The sequence below is a fragment of the Bradyrhizobium canariense genome (assembly GCF_018130465.1).
Classification (GTDB): domain Bacteria; phylum Pseudomonadota; class Alphaproteobacteria; order Rhizobiales; family Xanthobacteraceae; genus Bradyrhizobium; species Bradyrhizobium canariense_C.
On the sequence record NZ_JAFCKJ010000006.1, the window covers coordinates 172,552 to 189,296 of the forward strand.

The 16,745-nt window shown below is 64.4% G+C and carries 16 protein-coding genes and 1 other RNA gene; 13 read left to right on the forward strand and 4 right to left on the reverse strand.

All coding sequences use genetic code 11. The annotated features are described in order from the left end of the window. Positions 1 to 236: 236 nt before the first annotated feature. The 3 genes from fumC to ssrA form a co-directional block, all read right to left on the reverse strand. Positions 237 to 1,739 (reverse strand): class II fumarate hydratase, encoded by a 1,503-nt coding sequence (fumC, locus tag JQ591_RS18280; protein ID WP_211397404.1) that lies wholly within the window; start codon positions 1,737 to 1,739, stop codon positions 237 to 239. Positions 1,740 to 1,826: 87 nt separating this feature from the next. After that, positions 1,827 to 2,345, reverse strand: a complete 519-nt coding sequence (locus tag JQ591_RS18285) for an SspB family protein (RefSeq protein WP_211397405.1) — start codon at positions 2,343 to 2,345, stop codon at positions 1,827 to 1,829. Between the two features lie 112 nt (positions 2,346 to 2,457). Continuing rightward, positions 2,458 to 2,824: a transfer-messenger RNA gene (ssrA, locus tag JQ591_RS18290) on the reverse strand. Between the two features lie 84 nt (positions 2,825 to 2,908). Here ssrA and JQ591_RS18295 point away from each other — a divergent pair. From JQ591_RS18295 to JQ591_RS18345, 11 genes are all read left to right on the forward strand, one after another. Next, the gene (locus tag JQ591_RS18295) at positions 2,909 to 3,526 is read left to right on the forward strand and encodes a chromate transporter (protein ID WP_211397406.1); all 618 of its coding nucleotides are present in this window, start codon (positions 2,909 to 2,911) and stop codon (positions 3,524 to 3,526) included. Next, positions 3,523 to 4,053: a chromate transporter gene (locus JQ591_RS18300; RefSeq protein WP_211397407.1), complete on the forward strand. Its 531-nt coding sequence runs from the start codon at positions 3,523 to 3,525 to the stop codon at positions 4,051 to 4,053. The genes JQ591_RS18295 and JQ591_RS18300 overlap by 4 nt, the downstream gene beginning before the upstream one ends. 95 nt (positions 4,054 to 4,148) lie before the next feature. Beyond that, the gene (locus JQ591_RS18305) at positions 4,149 to 4,910 is read left to right on the forward strand and encodes a tripartite tricarboxylate transporter TctB family protein (RefSeq protein WP_211397408.1); all 762 of its coding nucleotides are present in this window, start codon (positions 4,149 to 4,151) and stop codon (positions 4,908 to 4,910) included. Between the two features lie 7 nt (positions 4,911 to 4,917). Then, entirely contained in the window at positions 4,918 to 6,483 is a 1,566-nt protein-coding gene (locus JQ591_RS18310; RefSeq protein ID WP_211397409.1) for a tripartite tricarboxylate transporter permease, read from the forward strand. A 222-nt stretch (positions 6,484 to 6,705) separates the two neighbouring features. Beyond that, on the forward strand, positions 6,706 to 7,500 hold the full coding sequence (locus tag JQ591_RS18315; protein WP_211397410.1) for a thymidylate synthase: 795 nt from the start codon (positions 6,706 to 6,708) through the stop codon (positions 7,498 to 7,500). A gap of 5 nt (positions 7,501 to 7,505) precedes the next feature. Then, positions 7,506 to 7,991 (forward strand): GNAT family N-acetyltransferase, encoded by a 486-nt coding sequence (locus JQ591_RS18320; RefSeq protein WP_211397411.1) that lies wholly within the window; start codon positions 7,506 to 7,508, stop codon positions 7,989 to 7,991. After that, on the forward strand, positions 7,991 to 8,500 hold the full coding sequence (locus JQ591_RS18325; protein WP_211397412.1) for a dihydrofolate reductase: 510 nt from the start codon (positions 7,991 to 7,993) through the stop codon (positions 8,498 to 8,500). Before JQ591_RS18320 ends, JQ591_RS18325 begins: the two co-directional genes overlap by 1 nt. Positions 8,501 to 8,654: 154 nt before the next feature. Next, positions 8,655 to 9,791 carry an FtsH protease activity modulator HflK gene (hflK, locus tag JQ591_RS18330; protein WP_211397413.1) on the forward strand — a complete coding sequence of 379 codons (1,137 nt, stop codon included), beginning with the start codon at positions 8,655 to 8,657 and terminating at the stop codon, positions 9,789 to 9,791. Next, positions 9,788 to 10,684, forward strand: coding sequence for a protease modulator HflC (hflC, locus tag JQ591_RS18335; protein ID WP_211397414.1), 897 nt, complete (start codon positions 9,788 to 9,790; stop codon positions 10,682 to 10,684). The genes hflK and hflC overlap by 4 nt, the downstream gene beginning before the upstream one ends. A 71-nt stretch (positions 10,685 to 10,755) precedes the next feature. Further along, positions 10,756 to 10,962, forward strand: a complete 207-nt coding sequence (locus JQ591_RS18340) for a DUF2065 domain-containing protein (RefSeq protein WP_211397415.1) — start codon at positions 10,756 to 10,758, stop codon at positions 10,960 to 10,962. 143 nt (positions 10,963 to 11,105) lie between these two features. Next, entirely contained in the window at positions 11,106 to 12,605 is a 1,500-nt protein-coding gene (locus JQ591_RS18345; RefSeq protein WP_211397416.1) for a Do family serine endopeptidase, read from the forward strand. Positions 12,606 to 12,764: 159 nt separating this feature from the next. On the opposite strand, the gene serB is transcribed toward JQ591_RS18345, so the two are convergent. After that, the gene (gene serB, locus JQ591_RS18350) at positions 12,765 to 13,670 is read right to left on the reverse strand and encodes a phosphoserine phosphatase SerB (RefSeq protein WP_211397417.1); all 906 of its coding nucleotides are present in this window, start codon (positions 13,668 to 13,670) and stop codon (positions 12,765 to 12,767) included. Positions 13,671 to 13,681: 11 nt separating this feature from the next. Between serB and miaA the strand changes: the two genes are divergently transcribed. Together miaA and JQ591_RS18360 are read left to right on the forward strand one after the other, a co-directional pair. Next, positions 13,682 to 14,638, forward strand: coding sequence for a tRNA (adenosine(37)-N6)-dimethylallyltransferase MiaA (gene miaA / locus JQ591_RS18355; protein WP_211397418.1), 957 nt, complete (start codon positions 13,682 to 13,684; stop codon positions 14,636 to 14,638). Between the two features lie 329 nt (positions 14,639 to 14,967). Beyond that, entirely contained in the window at positions 14,968 to 16,743 is a 1,776-nt protein-coding gene (locus JQ591_RS18360; RefSeq protein WP_211397419.1) for an acetolactate synthase 3 large subunit, read from the forward strand. Positions 16,744 to 16,745: the final 2 nt, after the last annotated feature.

Genomic DNA, 16,745 nt, shown 5'->3' on the forward strand with positions numbered 1-16,745 from the left:
TTCAGAAACTGGGTGCCGCGTTGCGCCCTACAAGACTTGATCGCCATTCGCTCGCCCTCGTCAATCGGCCCTTTGGGCCATTAAACGATGAATTTCGCCCCGTGGAGGGCAGAGGGGCTGCGTAACACGCTTTCCCGCCGCGACATTGACGGTAATCAAATCCCGTCCTTTAAGCCCTACATTTAATGGAGTTTGCAGCTCCGTATCATTACGGATGACTATCGGAATTCGGAATTTTATCCCGGGCTGGTCATCTTCTCGGGGCGCACCAGGCGGTCGAACTCGTCCGCCGAGACGAAGCCGAGCCGGAGCGCCTCCTCCTTCAGCGTGGTGCCGTTGGTATGCGCCGTCTTGGCCACCTTGGCCGCGTTGTCGTAGCCGATTTTCGGGGCGAGCGCCGTCACCAGCATCAGCGAACGCTGCATCAGCTCCTTGATGCGCTTCTCGTCGGCGCGGATGCCGCTGACGCAATGCTCGGTGAAAGAGCGAGCGGCGTCCGCCATCAGTCGGATCGAGTGCAGCATGTTGTAGGCCAGCACGGGCTTGTAGACGTTGAGCTCGAAATGCCCCTGGCTGCCGGCGACCGTGATCGCGGTGTGGTTGCCGAACACCTGGCAGCACACCATGGTCATCGCCTCGCACTGCGTCGGATTGACCTTGCCCGGCATGATCGAGGAGCCCGGCTCGTTCTCCGGCAGCATCAGTTCGCCGAGGCCCGAACGCGGACCCGATCCGAGCAGGCGGATGTCGTTGGCGATCTTGAACAGGCCTGTCGCGACCGAATTGATGGCGCCGTGCGCCAGCACATAGGCGTCGTTCGAGGCCAGCGCCTCGAATTTATTGGCCGCGCTGGTGAAGGGCAGCTTCGTGATCCCGGCGACGTGCTTTGCGAACAATTTTGCAAAGCGCGGCTTCGAATTGAGGCCGGTGCCGACGGCGGTGCCGCCCTGCGCCAGCGGATAGAGCTCCTTCACCGCGACCTTGAGCCGGGCGATGCCGCTCTCGACCTGCGCGGCATAGCCGGAGAATTCCTGGCCGAGCGTCAGCGGCGTCGCATCCTGGGTGTGGGTGCGGCCGATCTTGACGATTTTTGCGAACTCCTTCTCCTTCTTGCGCAGCGCGCGCAGCAACTCGCCGAGGGCAGGGACGAGATCGACGGTGATGCGGCTTGCCGCCGCGATATGCATCGCGGTCGGGAACGAGTCGTTCGACGACTGGCTCATGTTGACGTGATCGTTGGGATGCACCGGCTTCTTGGTGCCGAGCTCGCCGCCCAAGAGCTCATTGGCGCGGTTGGCGATGACCTCGTTGAGGTTCATGTTGCTCTGCGTGCCCGAGCCGGTCTGCCACACCACCAGCGGAAAATGATCGTCCAGCTTGCCCTCGATCACCTCGCGCGCGGCGCGGATGATGGCGTTGGCGCGGCGCTGGTCGAGCAGGCCGAGCTCCTGGTTGGTCTGCGCCGCGGCGAGCTTGACGATGCCGATCGCATGCACGAGCGAGATCGGCATGCGATCGATGCCGATGCGAAAATTCTGGCGCGAGCGTTCGGTCTGCGCCCCCCAATAGCGATCGGCGAGGACCTCGATGGGGCCGAAGCTGTCGGTCTCGGTGCGGGTCGCCGGGCGCGAGGAGCGGTCGGTCTTCGCGCGGGAAGTCTTCGAACTGGAGGTCTTCGAACTGGAGGTCTTGGAGCGGGAAGTCTTGGAGCGGGAAGTCTTGGCCATGAGCACATCCATTCCGCCGCACGAAATGCCGCGCGGCCTCTTCATGTGCCTCTATATAGGGAGTTTGGCCGCCTGCGACGGGCTCTGGCCCAATCTAGATCATTTCTTGCGGAAACGATCCAATCGCACGACTTCGGCGCCGCCCTGGTTCGGAGCCGCCGGCTCTTCAGCGCCTTCCGCAGGTTCGGTGGCAGGCGTCGTGACCGCGACCGCGGACGGGGCGGGAGTGGCCGGCAATGTCTCGGGCGAGACGTCGGCGACATCGGAGGTGTCGAACTGGAGGCCGAATTTCACGGACGGATCGAGGAAGCTTTTGATCGCGCTGTACGGCACGATCAGCCGCTCCGGAATGCCGCCGAAGGACAGCCCGACCTCGAAGCGGTCCTCGAGCACGGTCAGATCCCAGAACTGGTGCTGCAGGATGATCGTCATCTCTTCCGGATATTGCGCCAGCAGCCGCGACGACAGCTTCACGCCCTCGGCCTTCGACACGAAGGTGATGAAGAAATGGTGCTCGCCCGGCAGGCCATGAGCCGCGGCATCGGTCAGCACCTTGCGCAACACGCCGCGCAGCGCGTCGCGTGCCAGCACATCGTATCGGATATGATCGGTCGCCATGGTGGTCCTGTTGCATTCCAGGAGCTGGGCCCTGCCGGCCCGACTCGCCAAGCCGCAATAGTACCGCGCCTGACGGGTCAGCAGGAGTCCCCGCCAGTAGGAAATAGAGGTAAGTGGAGGCTTCTGTTGCCAGGTGCCTCCGAACCCCGCCTAACGGAGCTTAACCCGTTAGGACTTCAGAATGGTCTTTCAAACTGCGTTACGCAGCCTGAGCAACCGGAGCAAAGTTGTCGTTGGCAACTATTGCATAGCCCGATAACGGCGGAACAATACCGAGAAAAAGAACGCCCTTTACGCCCTCGTCGATCCTATTTCGCCCCCGCCAAAACCCGCTTTCAGGGCTAGCCCGCTGGTGGGCTTTGGTGGAGGCGCCGGGTACCGCCCCCGGGTCCGAATGGTTTATTGCGACGACCGTTTATTTCCATAGCCGGCGAACCGGCACCCCCAATATAGGGGGCAAAGGTTTCAAATGACAGGTGTTTCGAGCGACCGTCCCGAGGTTCCCTTTGGATAGGTTCCCGACAGGCTTGGCCGCGCAACGGCCGGCGTTCTAAGCTCCTGACATGTCCGAGGATTCCGCACCGCCTGCCCAGGAACGCGATCGAGAGCCGGACCGTCCGGCCACGCGCGCCGTTCCGCCGGGTTTGCTCGCGCTGTTCCTGGCCTTCGCCCGGATGTCGCTGGCGGGTTTCGGCGGGGTCTTGGTCTTCGCCCGGCAGGCCATCGTCGAGCAGCACCGCTGGATGACGGCGGACGAGTTCAACGAGACCTTTGCGCTCTGCCATTTCCTGCCCGGGCCCAACATCGTCAATCTGTCGATGGTGTTCGGCGCGCGGCTGCGCGGGATCGCCGGCGGTATTGCCGCCTTCGCAGGGCTGTTGCTGCCACCCACGCTGATCATGACGGTGCTCGCGATCATCTACGCCCGGTTCGGCGATGTGGAGGTGCTGCGCCGCATCCTCGCGGGCATCTCCTGTGCGGCCGTCGGCCTCTTGATCGCGGTGGTCTTCCGGATGATGACGCCGCTGCTCAAGCGGCTGGACGCCGTCGCGCTCATCCTGATGCTGGGCGTGTTCCTCGCCATCGGGGTCGTTCGCCTGCCGCTCCAGGCCGTGCTCCTGGTCGCGATCCCCGTCAGTGTCGGCGCCACCTTCCTGATGCGGCGGAAGGTAGCAGCATGAACGCCGAGAATCCGATCTGGGCGCTGATCTCCACCTTTGGTCTGATGTCGCTGTTCGCAGTCGGCGGTGCCGCGGCGGCGGTGCCCGAGATGCACCGCATCGCGGTCGATGTGCATCACTGGATGACCGACAAGCAGTTCGCCGACGCCTATGCGATCGCGCAGCTCTCACCAGGTCCGAACGTGCTTATCGTCACGTTAATCGGCTATGCCGTCGCCGGCATCCCCGGCGCGCTGGCGGCGACCTTGGCCATGTGCCTGCCCACCGCGCTGCTTGCCTATTATGTCAGCCGGCTCCTCAACCAGCCCAGCCAATCGCGCTGGCCCGGGCTGATTCAGGCTGCACTGGTTCCGCTCTCGATCGGATTGATGGCGGCGAGTGCCCTGATCCTGGCCCTGTCGACCGATCGCACCATTGCTGCGCTGCTTCTGACCGCGACGGTTGCAGTGATCGCCTCGGTCTCGCGCATCAATCCACTATGGCTTTTGCTCGTCGGGGGCCTGTTGGGTTTTGCTGGCATTGTGTAATGAAAATCGCTAGGCAGTGATCCGGGCGGGGGGATCGTTTTCCAGCCGATTAGAACAACATTGCTCGTGGCTTACGGGTCGCGGAGGAGACAGGCATGGCCGATACGATGGGCCACTCGGCGACAGCCAACCGAAACACGTCGGTGGTGGTCAGCTTTTGTCTGCTGGCCATAGCGCCGCAGATTTTCGAATTCATCTGGTCGTTCGGGACGATCTTTGGCTGGGGCGCGGGACGCGGCCCGGCCACCGTCGTGATCAGCCACGCCACGGCGCTGCTCGCGGGCGCCCCCGGCGCGCTGATCGGAGCGATCGGCGGTGACACCAAGAAGGCGTCATCCGATGTGCTGCTGGCGCTGATCTATTCCTATCCGATCTTTGCGGTGGCAATCCTGACGATCTTCATGACGATCAGGTCGGCGCAGGACTATGTCGGCGGGATCGTTCTGATGGCGCTCGCCTTGTTCGCGCTGTGGGCTTCCAGCGATTTGCAGGGGATGCGCGGCTTCTCCTTCGGCGCCGGCACGGCACCGCGAATGTTTGGCGGGCTGCTCGTCGCACTTGGCGCCGGCATCGCGTTGACGGGACTGCTGACCGATGGGCCGGGCATGGCGCACTATGCCTGGCGTGGGCCGCTCTTCGTGATGATCTCGATCGTCTTCTTCGCGCTGGCGATTCGTCCGCTTGGGGTGGTGGTTACGGCGTTCACGAGCTTCCTGATCGCGGCGATGGGCACGCATGAGACGCGCTGGGTCGAAGCGATCATCGTCGGCGCCTGCCTGACGCTCGGTTGCGCGCTGCTCTTCCCCTACGTGCTCGGGCTGCCGATGCCGATGTTCCCGCGCTTCCTGGTTCAGTGAGGGTGTGATGTTCGATCTCTTCCACAATCTGGGCCTCGGTTTCGGTGTGGTGTTTCAGATCTCCTGGTGGTCACCCTGGTGGCTCTACGGTCTGTCGCTCCCGATCTCGATCAACATTCTCATGTGCCTGATTGGCGCATTGGTCGGCACGCTGGTCGGCGTGCTGCCCGGTATCGGCACCGTCGCAACCGTGGCGATGCTCCTGCCAATCACGTTCGGATTGCCGCCGGTCGGCGCGCTGATCATGCTCGCCGGCATCTATTACGGTGCCCAGTACGGCGGCTCGACCACCTCGATCCTGGTCAACATTCCCGGTGAGGCGACCTCGGTCGTCACGGCCATCGACGGCCACCAGATGGCGAAGCAGGGCCGTGCCGGCCCGGCGCTGGCGATCGCGGCGATCGGCTCGTTCTTCGCCGGCTGCGTCGCGACCGTGCTCATCGCCGTGCTCGGTGCGCCGCTGACCAAGCTCGCGCTGGCGTTCGGTCCGGCCGAATATTTCTCGCTGATGGTGCTCGGTCTGATCTTCGCGGTGGTGCTGGCCAAGGGCTCGGTGCTGAAGGCGATCGCGATGATCGTGTTCGGCCTGTTGCTGTCGATGGTCGGCTCTGACATCGAGACCGGCGCCTCGCGCATGGCGTTCAACATTCCGGAGCTCGCCGACGGCCTCGGCTTCGCAACGGTGGCGATGGGCGTGTTTGGTTTCGCCGAGATCATCCGCAACCTCGACGCCGGCGCCGAGATGAACCGCGATCTCGTGCAGCAGAAGATCACCGGCCTGATGCCGACCAGGAAGGACCTGATCGACTCGGCGCCCGCGATCCTGCGCGGCACCGTGCTCGGCTCGATCCTCGGCATCCTGCCGGGTGGCGGCGCGGTCATCGCGTCCTTTGCGTCCTACACGCTCGAGAAGAAGATCGCCAAGAACCCGTCGCGGTTCGGCCGCGGTGCGATCGAGGGCGTGGCGGCGCCGGAAAGCGCCAACAACGCCGCGGCACAGACCTCCTTCATCCCGCTGCTGACGCTCGGCATCCCTCCGAACGCCGTGATGGCGCTGATGGTGGGCGCGATGACCATCCACGGCATCGTGCCGGGCCCGCAGGTGATGCAGAAGCAGCCGGAGCTGGTCTGGGGCATGATTGCCTCGATGTGGATCGGCAATCTGATGCTGATCATCATCAACCTGCCGCTGGTCGGAATCTGGGTGCGGCTGTTGCGCGTTCCCTACCGGCTGATGTTCCCCTCGATCGTGATCTTCTGCGCGATCGGCATCTACTCGGTGAACAACGCGCCGGTCGACGTCATCCTCGCAGGCGTGTTCGGTCTGGTCGGCTACTGGCTGATCAAGCACGATTTCGAGCCGGCGCCGCTGCTGCTCGGCATGGTGCTCGGACCGCTGATGGAAGAGAACCTGCGCCGCGCGCTGCTGATCTCGCGCGGCGACTGGAGCGTGTTCCTGACGCGTCCGCTGTCGGCCGTGCTGCTCGCGATTGCGGCATTCCTGCTCGTGCTCACGGTGCTGCCCGCGTTGCGTGCCAAGCGCGACGAGGTGTTCACCGAATCCGAGAACTGAGGGCGACGCGCCTGCGTCGGCGCGCCGTGGCTGGAGCCCGAGCCGGCAAGTTGGCCAGCAAGATCAATCTGATAGACGAGGGCGGGACGCCGAGCTCCGCCCCTTGTCGTTTGCACCGGGAACGCTCACTTTTCCGGGTATAATGCGTATGGATGGCGAATCGCCGCTGTCGCAGCGCGGGGGCGGCCGCTAAGTTCGCCGCCTCCCCAAAGGCTCACGCACATGCACCAGTATCAGGACCTGCTCGAGCGGATTCTTTCAGACGGCGCCGAAAAGACCGACCGGACCGGCACCGGCACGCTGTCGGTGTTCGGCCATCAGATGCGCTTCAACTTGTCCGCCGGTTTTCCGATGCTGACCACCAAGCGCCTGCCGCTGAAGGCGATCGTGCATGAGCTGTTGTGGTTCCTGAAGGGCGATACCAACATCAAATATCTGCGCGACAACGGCGTCACCATCTGGGACGAGTGGGCCGACGCCAATGGCGATCTCGGCCCCGTCTACGGCCATCAGTGGCGCTCCTGGCCCGCACCGGACGGACGCAGCATCGATCAGATCGCCAACGTGATCGACATGATCAAGCGCAATCCGGACTCGCGCCGCCTGATCGTCTCGGCCTGGAATCCGGCCGAGGTCGACAAGATGGCGCTGCCGCCGTGCCACTGCCTGTTCCAGTTCTACGTCGCCAACGGCAAGCTGTCGTGCCAGCTCTATCAGCGCTCGGCCGACGTGTTCCTCGGCGTGCCCTTCAACATCGCCTCCTACGCGCTGCTCACCATGATGGTGGCGCAGGTCACGGGCCTGAAGCCCGGCGACTTCGTGCATTCGTTCGGTGACACCCATCTCTATTCCAACCATCTGGAGCAGGCGAAGCTCCAGCTCACGCGCTCGCCGCGCGTGCTGCCGGTGATGCGGATCGCCCCCGACGTGAAGGACATCTTCTCCTTCCGTTACGAGGACTTTGAGCTCGTCGGCTACGATCCGCATCCGCACATCAAGGCCGCGGTCGCGGTCTGACGCCGATGTCGCTCAATATCCGCAGTGCGCAGCCTGGAGAAGCCGGGCTCGTTCTTGCTTTCATCCGCGAGCTTGCCGAGTACGAAAAGCTTTCGCACGAGGTCGAGGCGACCGAGGCGATGATCGCCGACGCACTCTTCGGCGAGCGACCGCAGGTCCATTGCGCCCTTGCCGAGTGGAACGGCGAGCCGGTCGGCTTCGCGGTGTGGTTTGCGAATTTCTCCACGTTCAGCGGCCGCCACGGCATCTATCTCGAAGATTTGTATGTGCGGCCGTCGCATCGGGGCAGGGGCCTCGGCAAGGCTCTGCTCGTGCACCTTGCCAGGGAATGCGTCGAGAACGGCTGGTCGCGGCTGCAATGGGCGGTGCTCGACTGGAACGCGCCGTCGATCGCGTTCTACAAATCGCTTGGTGCCGTCATGCTGGACGACTGGACGCTGTGCCGCGTCACCGGGCCTGCGCTGAGCCGGCTTGCCGGGAGCGCGTCCTGATGGAAATCGTCTTCGTGGTGGCGATCGCGGAGAACGGCGTCATCGGCGCCGGCAACGCGATGCCGTGGCGAATGAAATCCGACATGGCGCGCTTCAAGGCGCTCACCATCGGCAAGCCCGTGATCATGGGCCGCAAGACCTTCGAATCCCTGCCCCGGCCGCTTCCGGGCCGCACCAACATCGTGATCACGCGCGATGCGGATTATCGCGCCGCTGGTGCCATTGTCACGACATCGGCCGCGGATGCAGGCGCGGTCGCACTTGGCGATGCCCTGCGGCGTTCGGTCGCCGAGATCGCCGTGATTGGCGGCGCCGAAATCTATTGGCAATGGCTCGATCGCGCCGATCGCCTCGAAATCACTGAAGTGCATGCGCGCCCCGAAGGCGACACGCATTTCGACATCGACAGGGCAGAGTGGGATGAGGTTGAGCGCATCCGTCATCCTGCTGGCCCCCACGACAGCGCCGACTACTCCTATGTGACATATCGTCGGCGGGCGGGCCATTAACTGCATTTGCCAATGTTAACATTGACTTTTCTGCCCCCAAGCTTAGCTCGGAGGGCGGCGAGGGCTGCGTTGTAAGGGACCTGCCTGTCCCCTATAAAGCCGGACCGGACAAAGCGGGCGGGGGGCGATTTCACCCTGCCGAGGAGAGCGTCGAATGCCGTGGAAGAATCAGGGCGGTGGCCCATGGGGCTCGGGTCCGAAGGGGCCATGGGGCAACGGCCCGCAACCGGTCGGGCCGAGGCCGCCGGATCTGGAAGACCTTCTGCGTCGCGGCCAGGACCGCCTCCAGCAGATCATGCCGGGCGGCTATTTCTCCGGCATCGGCATCACGCTGATCGTGCTGCTGATCGTCGCATTCTGGCTGCTGTCGGGCTTCTTCCGGGTTCAGTCCGAAGAGCTCGGCGTCGTGCTGCGCTTCGGCAAGCATGTCCGCACCGTGGATCCCGGCCTGAACTATCATCTGCCCTATCCGATCGAGACAGTGCTGCTGCCAAAGGCATTGCGCGTTTCCACCATCTCCATCGGCATGACGCTGATCGACGATCCGGCGCGGCGCGGCCGTTCCATTCGTGACGTGCCGGAAGAGAGCCTGATGCTGACCGGCGACGAGAACATCGTCGACGTCGACTTCACCGTGCTCTGGCGCATCAAGCCCAACGGCGTCGGCGATTTCCTCTTCAACATCCAGAATCCCGAAGGCACCGTGAAGGCGGTCGCCGAGAGTTCGATGCGCGAGGTGATCGGCCGCTCGCAGATCCAGCCGATCCTGACCGGCGCGCGCAACGTCACCGAACAGGGCGTGCAGGAACTGATCCAGAAGACCCTGGACACCTACGGCGCCGGCATTCAGATCAGCCAGGTGCAAATGCAGAAGGTCGACCCGCCGGCGCAGGTGATCGACGCCTTCCGCGACGTCCAGGCGGCGCGCGCCAATCTCGAGCAGCTGCAGAACGAGGCGCAGACCTATGCCAACCAGGTCGTGCCGCAGTCACGCGGACGTGCGGCGCAGATCATGCAGGCCGCCGAAGGCTACAGGGAGCAGACGGTCGCCGAGGCCAAGGGCCAGAGCTCGCGCTTCCTGAAGGTTTACGAGGAATACAAGAAGGCGCCCGACGTGACGCGTGAACGGATTTATCTGGAGACGATGGAGCGCGTGCTCGGCGGCTCGGAAAAGCTCATCTATGACGGCGGCCAGTCGGGCCAGGGCGTCGTGCCTTATCTGCCGCTCAGCGAATTGACGACCAAACGGCCGCCTGCAACCGGCCAGCAGACGACCGGAGGCAACCGATGAGGTCTCCAGTTACAGGCATCGTCACGCTGCTCGGACTCCTGCTCGTCGTGATCGTGGGCTACATGTCCCTGTTCACGGTGGCGCAGACCGAGCAGACCATCGTGCTGCAGTTCGGCAAGCCCGTCGACGTCGTCACCGATCCCGGCCTGCACTTCAAGGCGCCGTGGAATTCGGTGATCAACATCGACAAGCGCATCCTCGATCTGGAGAACCCGTCGCAGGAAGCGATCGCGTCCGACCAGAAGCGCCTGGTGGTCGACGCCTTCGCACGCTACCGCATCAAGGACGCGCTGCGCTTCTATCAAAGCATCGGCTCGATCCAGGCCGCCAACATCCAGCTCACCACGCTCTTGAACGCGGCGCTGCGCCGCGTGCTCGGCGAGGTCACCTTCATCAACGTGGTCCGCGACGATCGCGAGAAGCTGATGCAGCGCATTCGTGATCAGCTCGACCACGAGGCCGACGGCTACGGCATCCAGGTGGTCGACGTCCGGATCCGCCGCGCCGATTTGCCGGAGCAGAACAGCCAGGCGGTCTATCAGCGCATGAAGACGGAGCGCGAGCGCGAAGCCGCCGAGTTCCGCGCGCAGGGCGGCCAGAAGGCACAGGAGATCCGCTCCAAGGCCGACCGCGAGGCGACCGTGATCGAGGCAGAAGCAAGGTCGCTGGCCGAGCAGACGCGCGGCGTCGGCGATGCCGAGCGCAACCGGCTGTTCGCCGAAGCCTACGGCCAGGATGCGGAGTTCTTCGCCTTCTACCGCTCGATGACCGCCTATGAGAACGGGCTGCGTGCGAACGATACCCGCTTCCTGCTGCGGCCGGACTCGGATTTCTTCCGGTTCTTTGGTAACCCGTCCGGCAAGACGGCGACCACGACGCCAGCGAAGCCGTAAGCTAGACGAGGACGGCAGGTCTGGCCGCCCTTCGTCCAGACAAGAACAGCACAACGGGAGGTTCCAATCCGATGAGGTCCATTGCGTTCGCCGACTTCCTCATCGGTTTGGGCATCCTGTTCGTACTGGAAGGCTTGATGTTCGCGGCCAGTCCGGCCTGGATGCGCAAGGCCATGAAAAGCGCCATGGCCACACCGGACAATGTCCTGCGCGCGGTCGGCATTGGTTCGGCCGTGGTCGGCCTGGTCCTGATCTGGGTTATGCGACGTCCAATTTAGCCGTCGCGCCAACGCCAAAGTGAAGGCGAGGGACGGGTTTTCGCCTTATTATACAGGTTTGAGGCCCGTTAAGGTCCGCGCTTGCGCCGTCCCCCCGTTCGAGCGCAGTCTTGACGCCGAATCCTTGTTTTCTGGAGATCACAATGACCGCTGCCACCATTGCCCCGACCCGTTTGCGCTTAGGGCTGGCCGCGCTCGCCGTTGGCGCTTTCAGCGCATTCGGCGCACCGGCCTATGCGCGCGGACCGGACGGCATCGCCGATGTCGCCGAGAAGGTGATCGACGCGGTCGTCAACATCTCGACCTCGCAGACCGTCGAAGCCAAGGGTGGCGGCGGCGGCAATGCCATGCCGCAACTGCCGCCCGGCTCGCCCTTCGAGGAGTTCTTCGACGACTTCTTCAAGAATCGCAAGGGTCCCGGCGGCGGCAGCAAGGGCGGCGAGAACGGCCAGGCGCCGCGCAAGACCAACTCGCTCGGAAGTGGCTTCATCATCGACACATCAGGCGTCGTCGTCACCAACAACCACGTCATCGCGGACGCCGACGAGATCAACGTCATCCTCAACGACGGCACCAAGATCAAGGCCGATCTGGTCGGCGTCGACAAGAAGACCGACCTTGCCGTGCTGAAGTTCAAGCCGCCGAAGCCGCTGGTGTCGGTGAAGTTCGGCGATTCCGACAAGCTGCGCCTCGGCGACTGGGTCGTCGCGATCGGCAATCCTTTCAGCCTCGGCGGCACCGTGACGGCCGGTATCGTCTCGGCGAAGAACCGTGACATCTCGTCAGGTCCCTACGACAGCTACATTCAGACCGACGCCTCCATCAACCGCGGCAATTCCGGCGGTCCGCTGTTCAACCTCGATGGCGACGTCATCGGCGTCAACACACTGATCATCTCGCCCTCCGGCGGCTCGATCGGCATCGGTTTCGCCGTACCGTCGAAGACGGTCGCGGGTGTCGTCGACCAGCTGCGCCAATTCGGCGAATTGCGCCGCGGCTGGCTGGGCGTGCGCATCCAGAGCGTCACCGACGAGATCGCCGAGAGCCTCAACATCAAGCCGCCGCGCGGCGCGCTGGTGGCCGGCGTCGACGACAAGGGCCCGGCCAAACCGGCCGGCATCGAGCCCGGCGACGTCGTCGTCAAGTTCGACGGCAAGGACGTCAAGGACCCGAAGGATCTCTCTCGCGTGGTCGCCGACACGGCAGTCGGCAAGGAGGTCGACGTCGTCGTCATCCGCAAGGGGCAGGAGGAGACCAAGAAGGTCACGCTCGGCCGGTTGCAGGATCCCGACAAGGTGCAGGCCGCAGTGAAGACCGACGAGCCCGCGCCTGAAAAGACTGTGACGCAGAAGGCGCTCGGCCTCGATCTCGCGGCGTTGAGCAAGGATCTGCGTACGCGCTACAAGATCAAGGATACGGTCAAGGGCGTGGTCGTAACCAATGTCGACGCCAATTCGGATGCCGCCGAGAAGCGCCTCTCCGCCGGAGACGTCATCGTCGAGGTGGCGCAGGAGGCCGTTTCCAGCGGCGCCGACATCCAGAAGCGCGTCGACCAGCTCAAGAAGGACGGCAAGAAGTCGGTGCTGCTGCTGGTGTCGAACGCCGACGGCGAGCTGCGCTTCGTGGCGTTGAGCGTGCAGTAAGGCACGCTGCTGCCTCATACACCGCTGTCATGCCCCGCGAAAGCGGGGCATCCAGTACGCTGCGGCTCTTCGGTTCCAGCGTCGCCGCCTTTGGAATCCTGGATCACGCAGTTCAGTGCGCGATTGCGCAAAAGGCGGGTTACGACGGCGGAGAGGACACTACGCCTCCACGAACTCCTCGCGCCGATACCCCTGCGCATACAGCAGCGCGGTGAGGTCGCCATGATCGATCCGCGCCGCCGCAGCCGCGGCCACCGCAGGCTTGGCATGATACGCCACGCCGAGCCCCGCCGCCTGGATCATCGCGAGATCATTGGCGCCGTCGCCGACCGCCAGCGAGTCGATGTCGTCGAGATCGAACGACTCCATCAGATCCACCAGGGTCGCGAGCTTTGCCGCGCGCCCCAAAATCGGCTCCTTCACCTCGCCGGTGAACTTGCCGTCGCGGACGACGAGCTCGTTGGCGCGGTTCTCCTGGAAGCCGATCTTGGCGGCGACCGCGCTGGTGAACAGCGTGAAGCCGCCGGAGACAAGACAGGCATAGGCGCCATGGGCGCGCATGGTCGCGACCAGTTCGCGGCCACCCGGCGTCAGCGTAATGCGCTTGGCCAGCACCTCGTCGACGGCACTGGCAGGGAGGTCCTTGAGCAGCGCAACGCGCTCGCGCAGCGCCGGCTCGAACTCGACCTCGCCGCGCATCGCGCGTTCGGTGATGGCGGCCACATGGGCCTTCACCCCGACGAAATCGGCGAGCTCGTCGATGCATTCCTGGCCGATCATGGTGGAATCCATGTCGGCGAGAAAAAGCTTCTTGCGCCGGAAGCCGACTGGCTGCACGACGATGTCGATGGGCAGGTCGCCACGAAGCTCGCCAAGCCGCTGTTCGATGGCGTGACGGTCGCCGTCGAGGTTACTGTCGGCGCCGAAGGGGATGTCGACTGCAACCCCGTCGAACAGCCAGTGCGCGGGAGCTGCCTGAGGCAGCACGGCGCGGGCGCCGTCGACGATGGTCGAGTCGAGCGCGGGATTATTCGGGTTGCAGATCAGCGTGGCGACGAGGGACATTTGAGGTTTTCGTGAGCGAGGGGCAAGTCGGAAGAAGGCATGTTGGCAAGGCCGTGCTTATCGCAGGCCCGACCGCCAGCGGCAAGTCGGCGCTGGCGCTCGAGCTTGCGCTCGCCACGGGCGGGGCCGTGATCAATGCCGATTCCATGCAGGTCTACCGCGACCTCCGCATCATCACCGCGCGCCCCACACATGGCGACGAGGCGCGGGTGCCTCATCGCCTGTACGGGCATGTCGATGCGGCCGTGAATTTTTCGGCCGGTGCCTGGGTGGGCGACGCGGCGAAGGCGCTCGAAGAGGCGAAATCCGAAGGCCGCCTGCCGATCTTCATCGGAGGCACCGGGCTGTACTTCAAGGCGCTGACGGCAGGCCTTTCCGTGGTGCCGCCGATTCCCGCCGAGGTGCGCGAGGACGTTCGAGCGCGGCTGGAGCGGAACGGCGTGGAGGCGCTGCACGCGGAACTCGCAGCCTCCGATCCTCGAGCCGCCGAGCGATTGAACCTTCGCGACCGCACCCGCATTGCGCGCGCGCTCGAAGTGGTCGAAGCCACCGGCCGTTCACTACTGGACTGGCATCATGAGGGCCAGCCGCCGCTCCTGCCCAAAGACAGTTTTCGCGCGGTGTTCCTCGCGCCCGAGCGCGACGAGCTCTATGCACGCATCGACGCCCGCTTCGACGCCATGTTAGGTGCCGGCGCGCTGAAGGAGGTCGAGCGTCTCGCCGCCCGAAAGCTCGATCCGCTGCTGCCGGCGATGAAAGCTCATGGCGTGCCGGCCCTGATCCGGCATCTGAGCGGTGAGCTCAGCCTGGAGCAAGCGGCCACGATCGGCCGCGCGGACACCCGCCACTACGCCAAGCGGCAGTTCACCTGGTTCCGGCACCAATTGCCCGAATTCGAGTGGGTGAAGCCGGAGGAGGCGAGGGGCTGGCTGGCGGCGATTGTGAACGCGGCACGGGACCCCAGCTGACGCGCTTTTGTGCCCCGGTTCCCGAATTTACCTCTCGCCCAACCCCGGGAACACCGCTACACTGCCAAAATCGCGCGGGAACGGCCGCATCGCCTTGACATCGGGGCATTGGCCGCTATGTTTCGCGCAACCTTTGGGAAGCCGGGCACCTGCCATGCGTAACATTATTACCAAACTCCTTATCGCCGTCGTACCCAGGCACACCGCCGGGGGTGGCTAGCTGCCATCCACATGACAGGCGGTGTGCATGGGCCCTCTTCGGGGCCTTTTTTATTTCCCGAACCCGACACGAACGAAGCCGCTGACAACAGCGCATCCGGAGCAAGCCAATGAGCGACAAGAGCCACGATCCGAACCAGATGACCGGCGCCGCGATGATCGTCCGCGCGCTCATCGATCATGGCGTGACCGATATTTTCGGCTATCCCGGCGGCGCCGTGCTCCCGATCTACGACGAGATCTTCCAGCAGAGCCAGGTCCAGCACATCCTGGTCCGCCACGAGCAGGGCGCGGGCCACGCCGCCGAGGGCTATGCGCGTTCGACCGGGAAGCCGGGCGTTGCACTGGTGACCTCCGGCCCCGGCGCCACCAACATGGTGACGCCGCTCACCGACGCGCTGATGGACTCGATCCCGCTGGTCTGCATCTCCGGCCAGGTGCCGACGCATCTGATCGGCAACGACGCGTTCCAGGAATGCGACACCGTCGGCATCACGCGCCCCTGCACCAAACACAACTGGCTGGTGCGCGACGTCAACGATCTCGCAAAGGTGCTGCACGAGGCGTTTTACGTTGCGACAACGGGCCGTCCGGGCCCGGTGCTCGTCGACGTGCCCAAGGACGTGCAGTTCGCGACCGGCACCTATCATCCGCCGCGCAAGTCCGACGTGCACCGCTCCTACGCGCCGCGCGTGAAGGGCGATGCGACGCAGATCCGCAAGGCGGTGTCTCTGCTGGCCAATGCCAAGCGCCCGGTGATCTACAGCGGCGGCGGCGTGATCAATTCCGGCCCCGAGGCGACCAGGCTGCTGCGCGAGCTGGTCGAGGTCACCGGCTTTCCGATCACCTCCACGCTGATGGGACTGGGTGCCTATCCGGCCTCGGGCAAGAGCTGGCTCGGCATGCTCGGCATGCACGGCACCTACGAGGCCAACATGACCATGCATGATTGCGACGTCATGCTGTGCGTCGGCGCGCGCTTCGACGACCGCATCACCGGCCGCGTCGACGCGTTCTCGCCGGGCTCGAAGAAGATCCACATCGACATCGACCCGTCCTCGATCAACAAGAACATCCGCGTCGACGTGCCGATCATCGGCGACTGCGGCAACATCCTCGGCGACATTCTCCAGGTGTTCAAGGCGGAGGCGAAGAAGCCCGACGTCAAGGCGTGGTGGCAGCAGATCGCACAATGGCGCGCCCGCAACTCGCTCTATTACAGGAAGAGCAACGACGTCATCCTGCCGCAGCACGCGATCCAGAGCCTGTTCGAGGCGACGCGCGGCAGGGACACCTACATCACCACCGAGGTCGGCCAGCATCAGATGTGGGCCGCGCAGTTCTACGGTTTCGAGGAGCCGCATCGCTGGATGACCTCGGGCGGTCTCGGCACCATGGGTTACGGCTTGCCGGCCGCGGTCGGCGTGCAGGTTGCCCATCCCGACAGCCTCGTCATCGACATCGCGGGTGATGCCTCGGTGCAGATGACGATGCAGGAGATGTCGACGGCGGTGCAGTACGAGCTGCCGATCAAGATCTTCATCCTGAACAACCAGTACATGGGCATGGTGCGGCAGTGGCAGCAGCTGCTCCATGGCAACCGGCTGTCGCATTCCTACTCGGAGGCGATGCCGGACTTCGTCAAGCTCGCGGAAGCCTATGGCGGCGTCGGCTTCCAGGTGCACAAGCCCGGGGATCTCGACGGTGCCATCCAGGAGATGATCTCGGTCAAGCGCCCGGTGCTGTTCGACTGCCGTGTCGCGTCGCTGGAAAATTGTTTCCCGATGATCCCCTCCGGCAAGGCGCACAACGAGATGCTGTTGCCGGAGCAGGCGAACGACGAAGCCACCGCAAAGGCGTTCGCCGGCGGCAAGGCGCTGGTGTGATG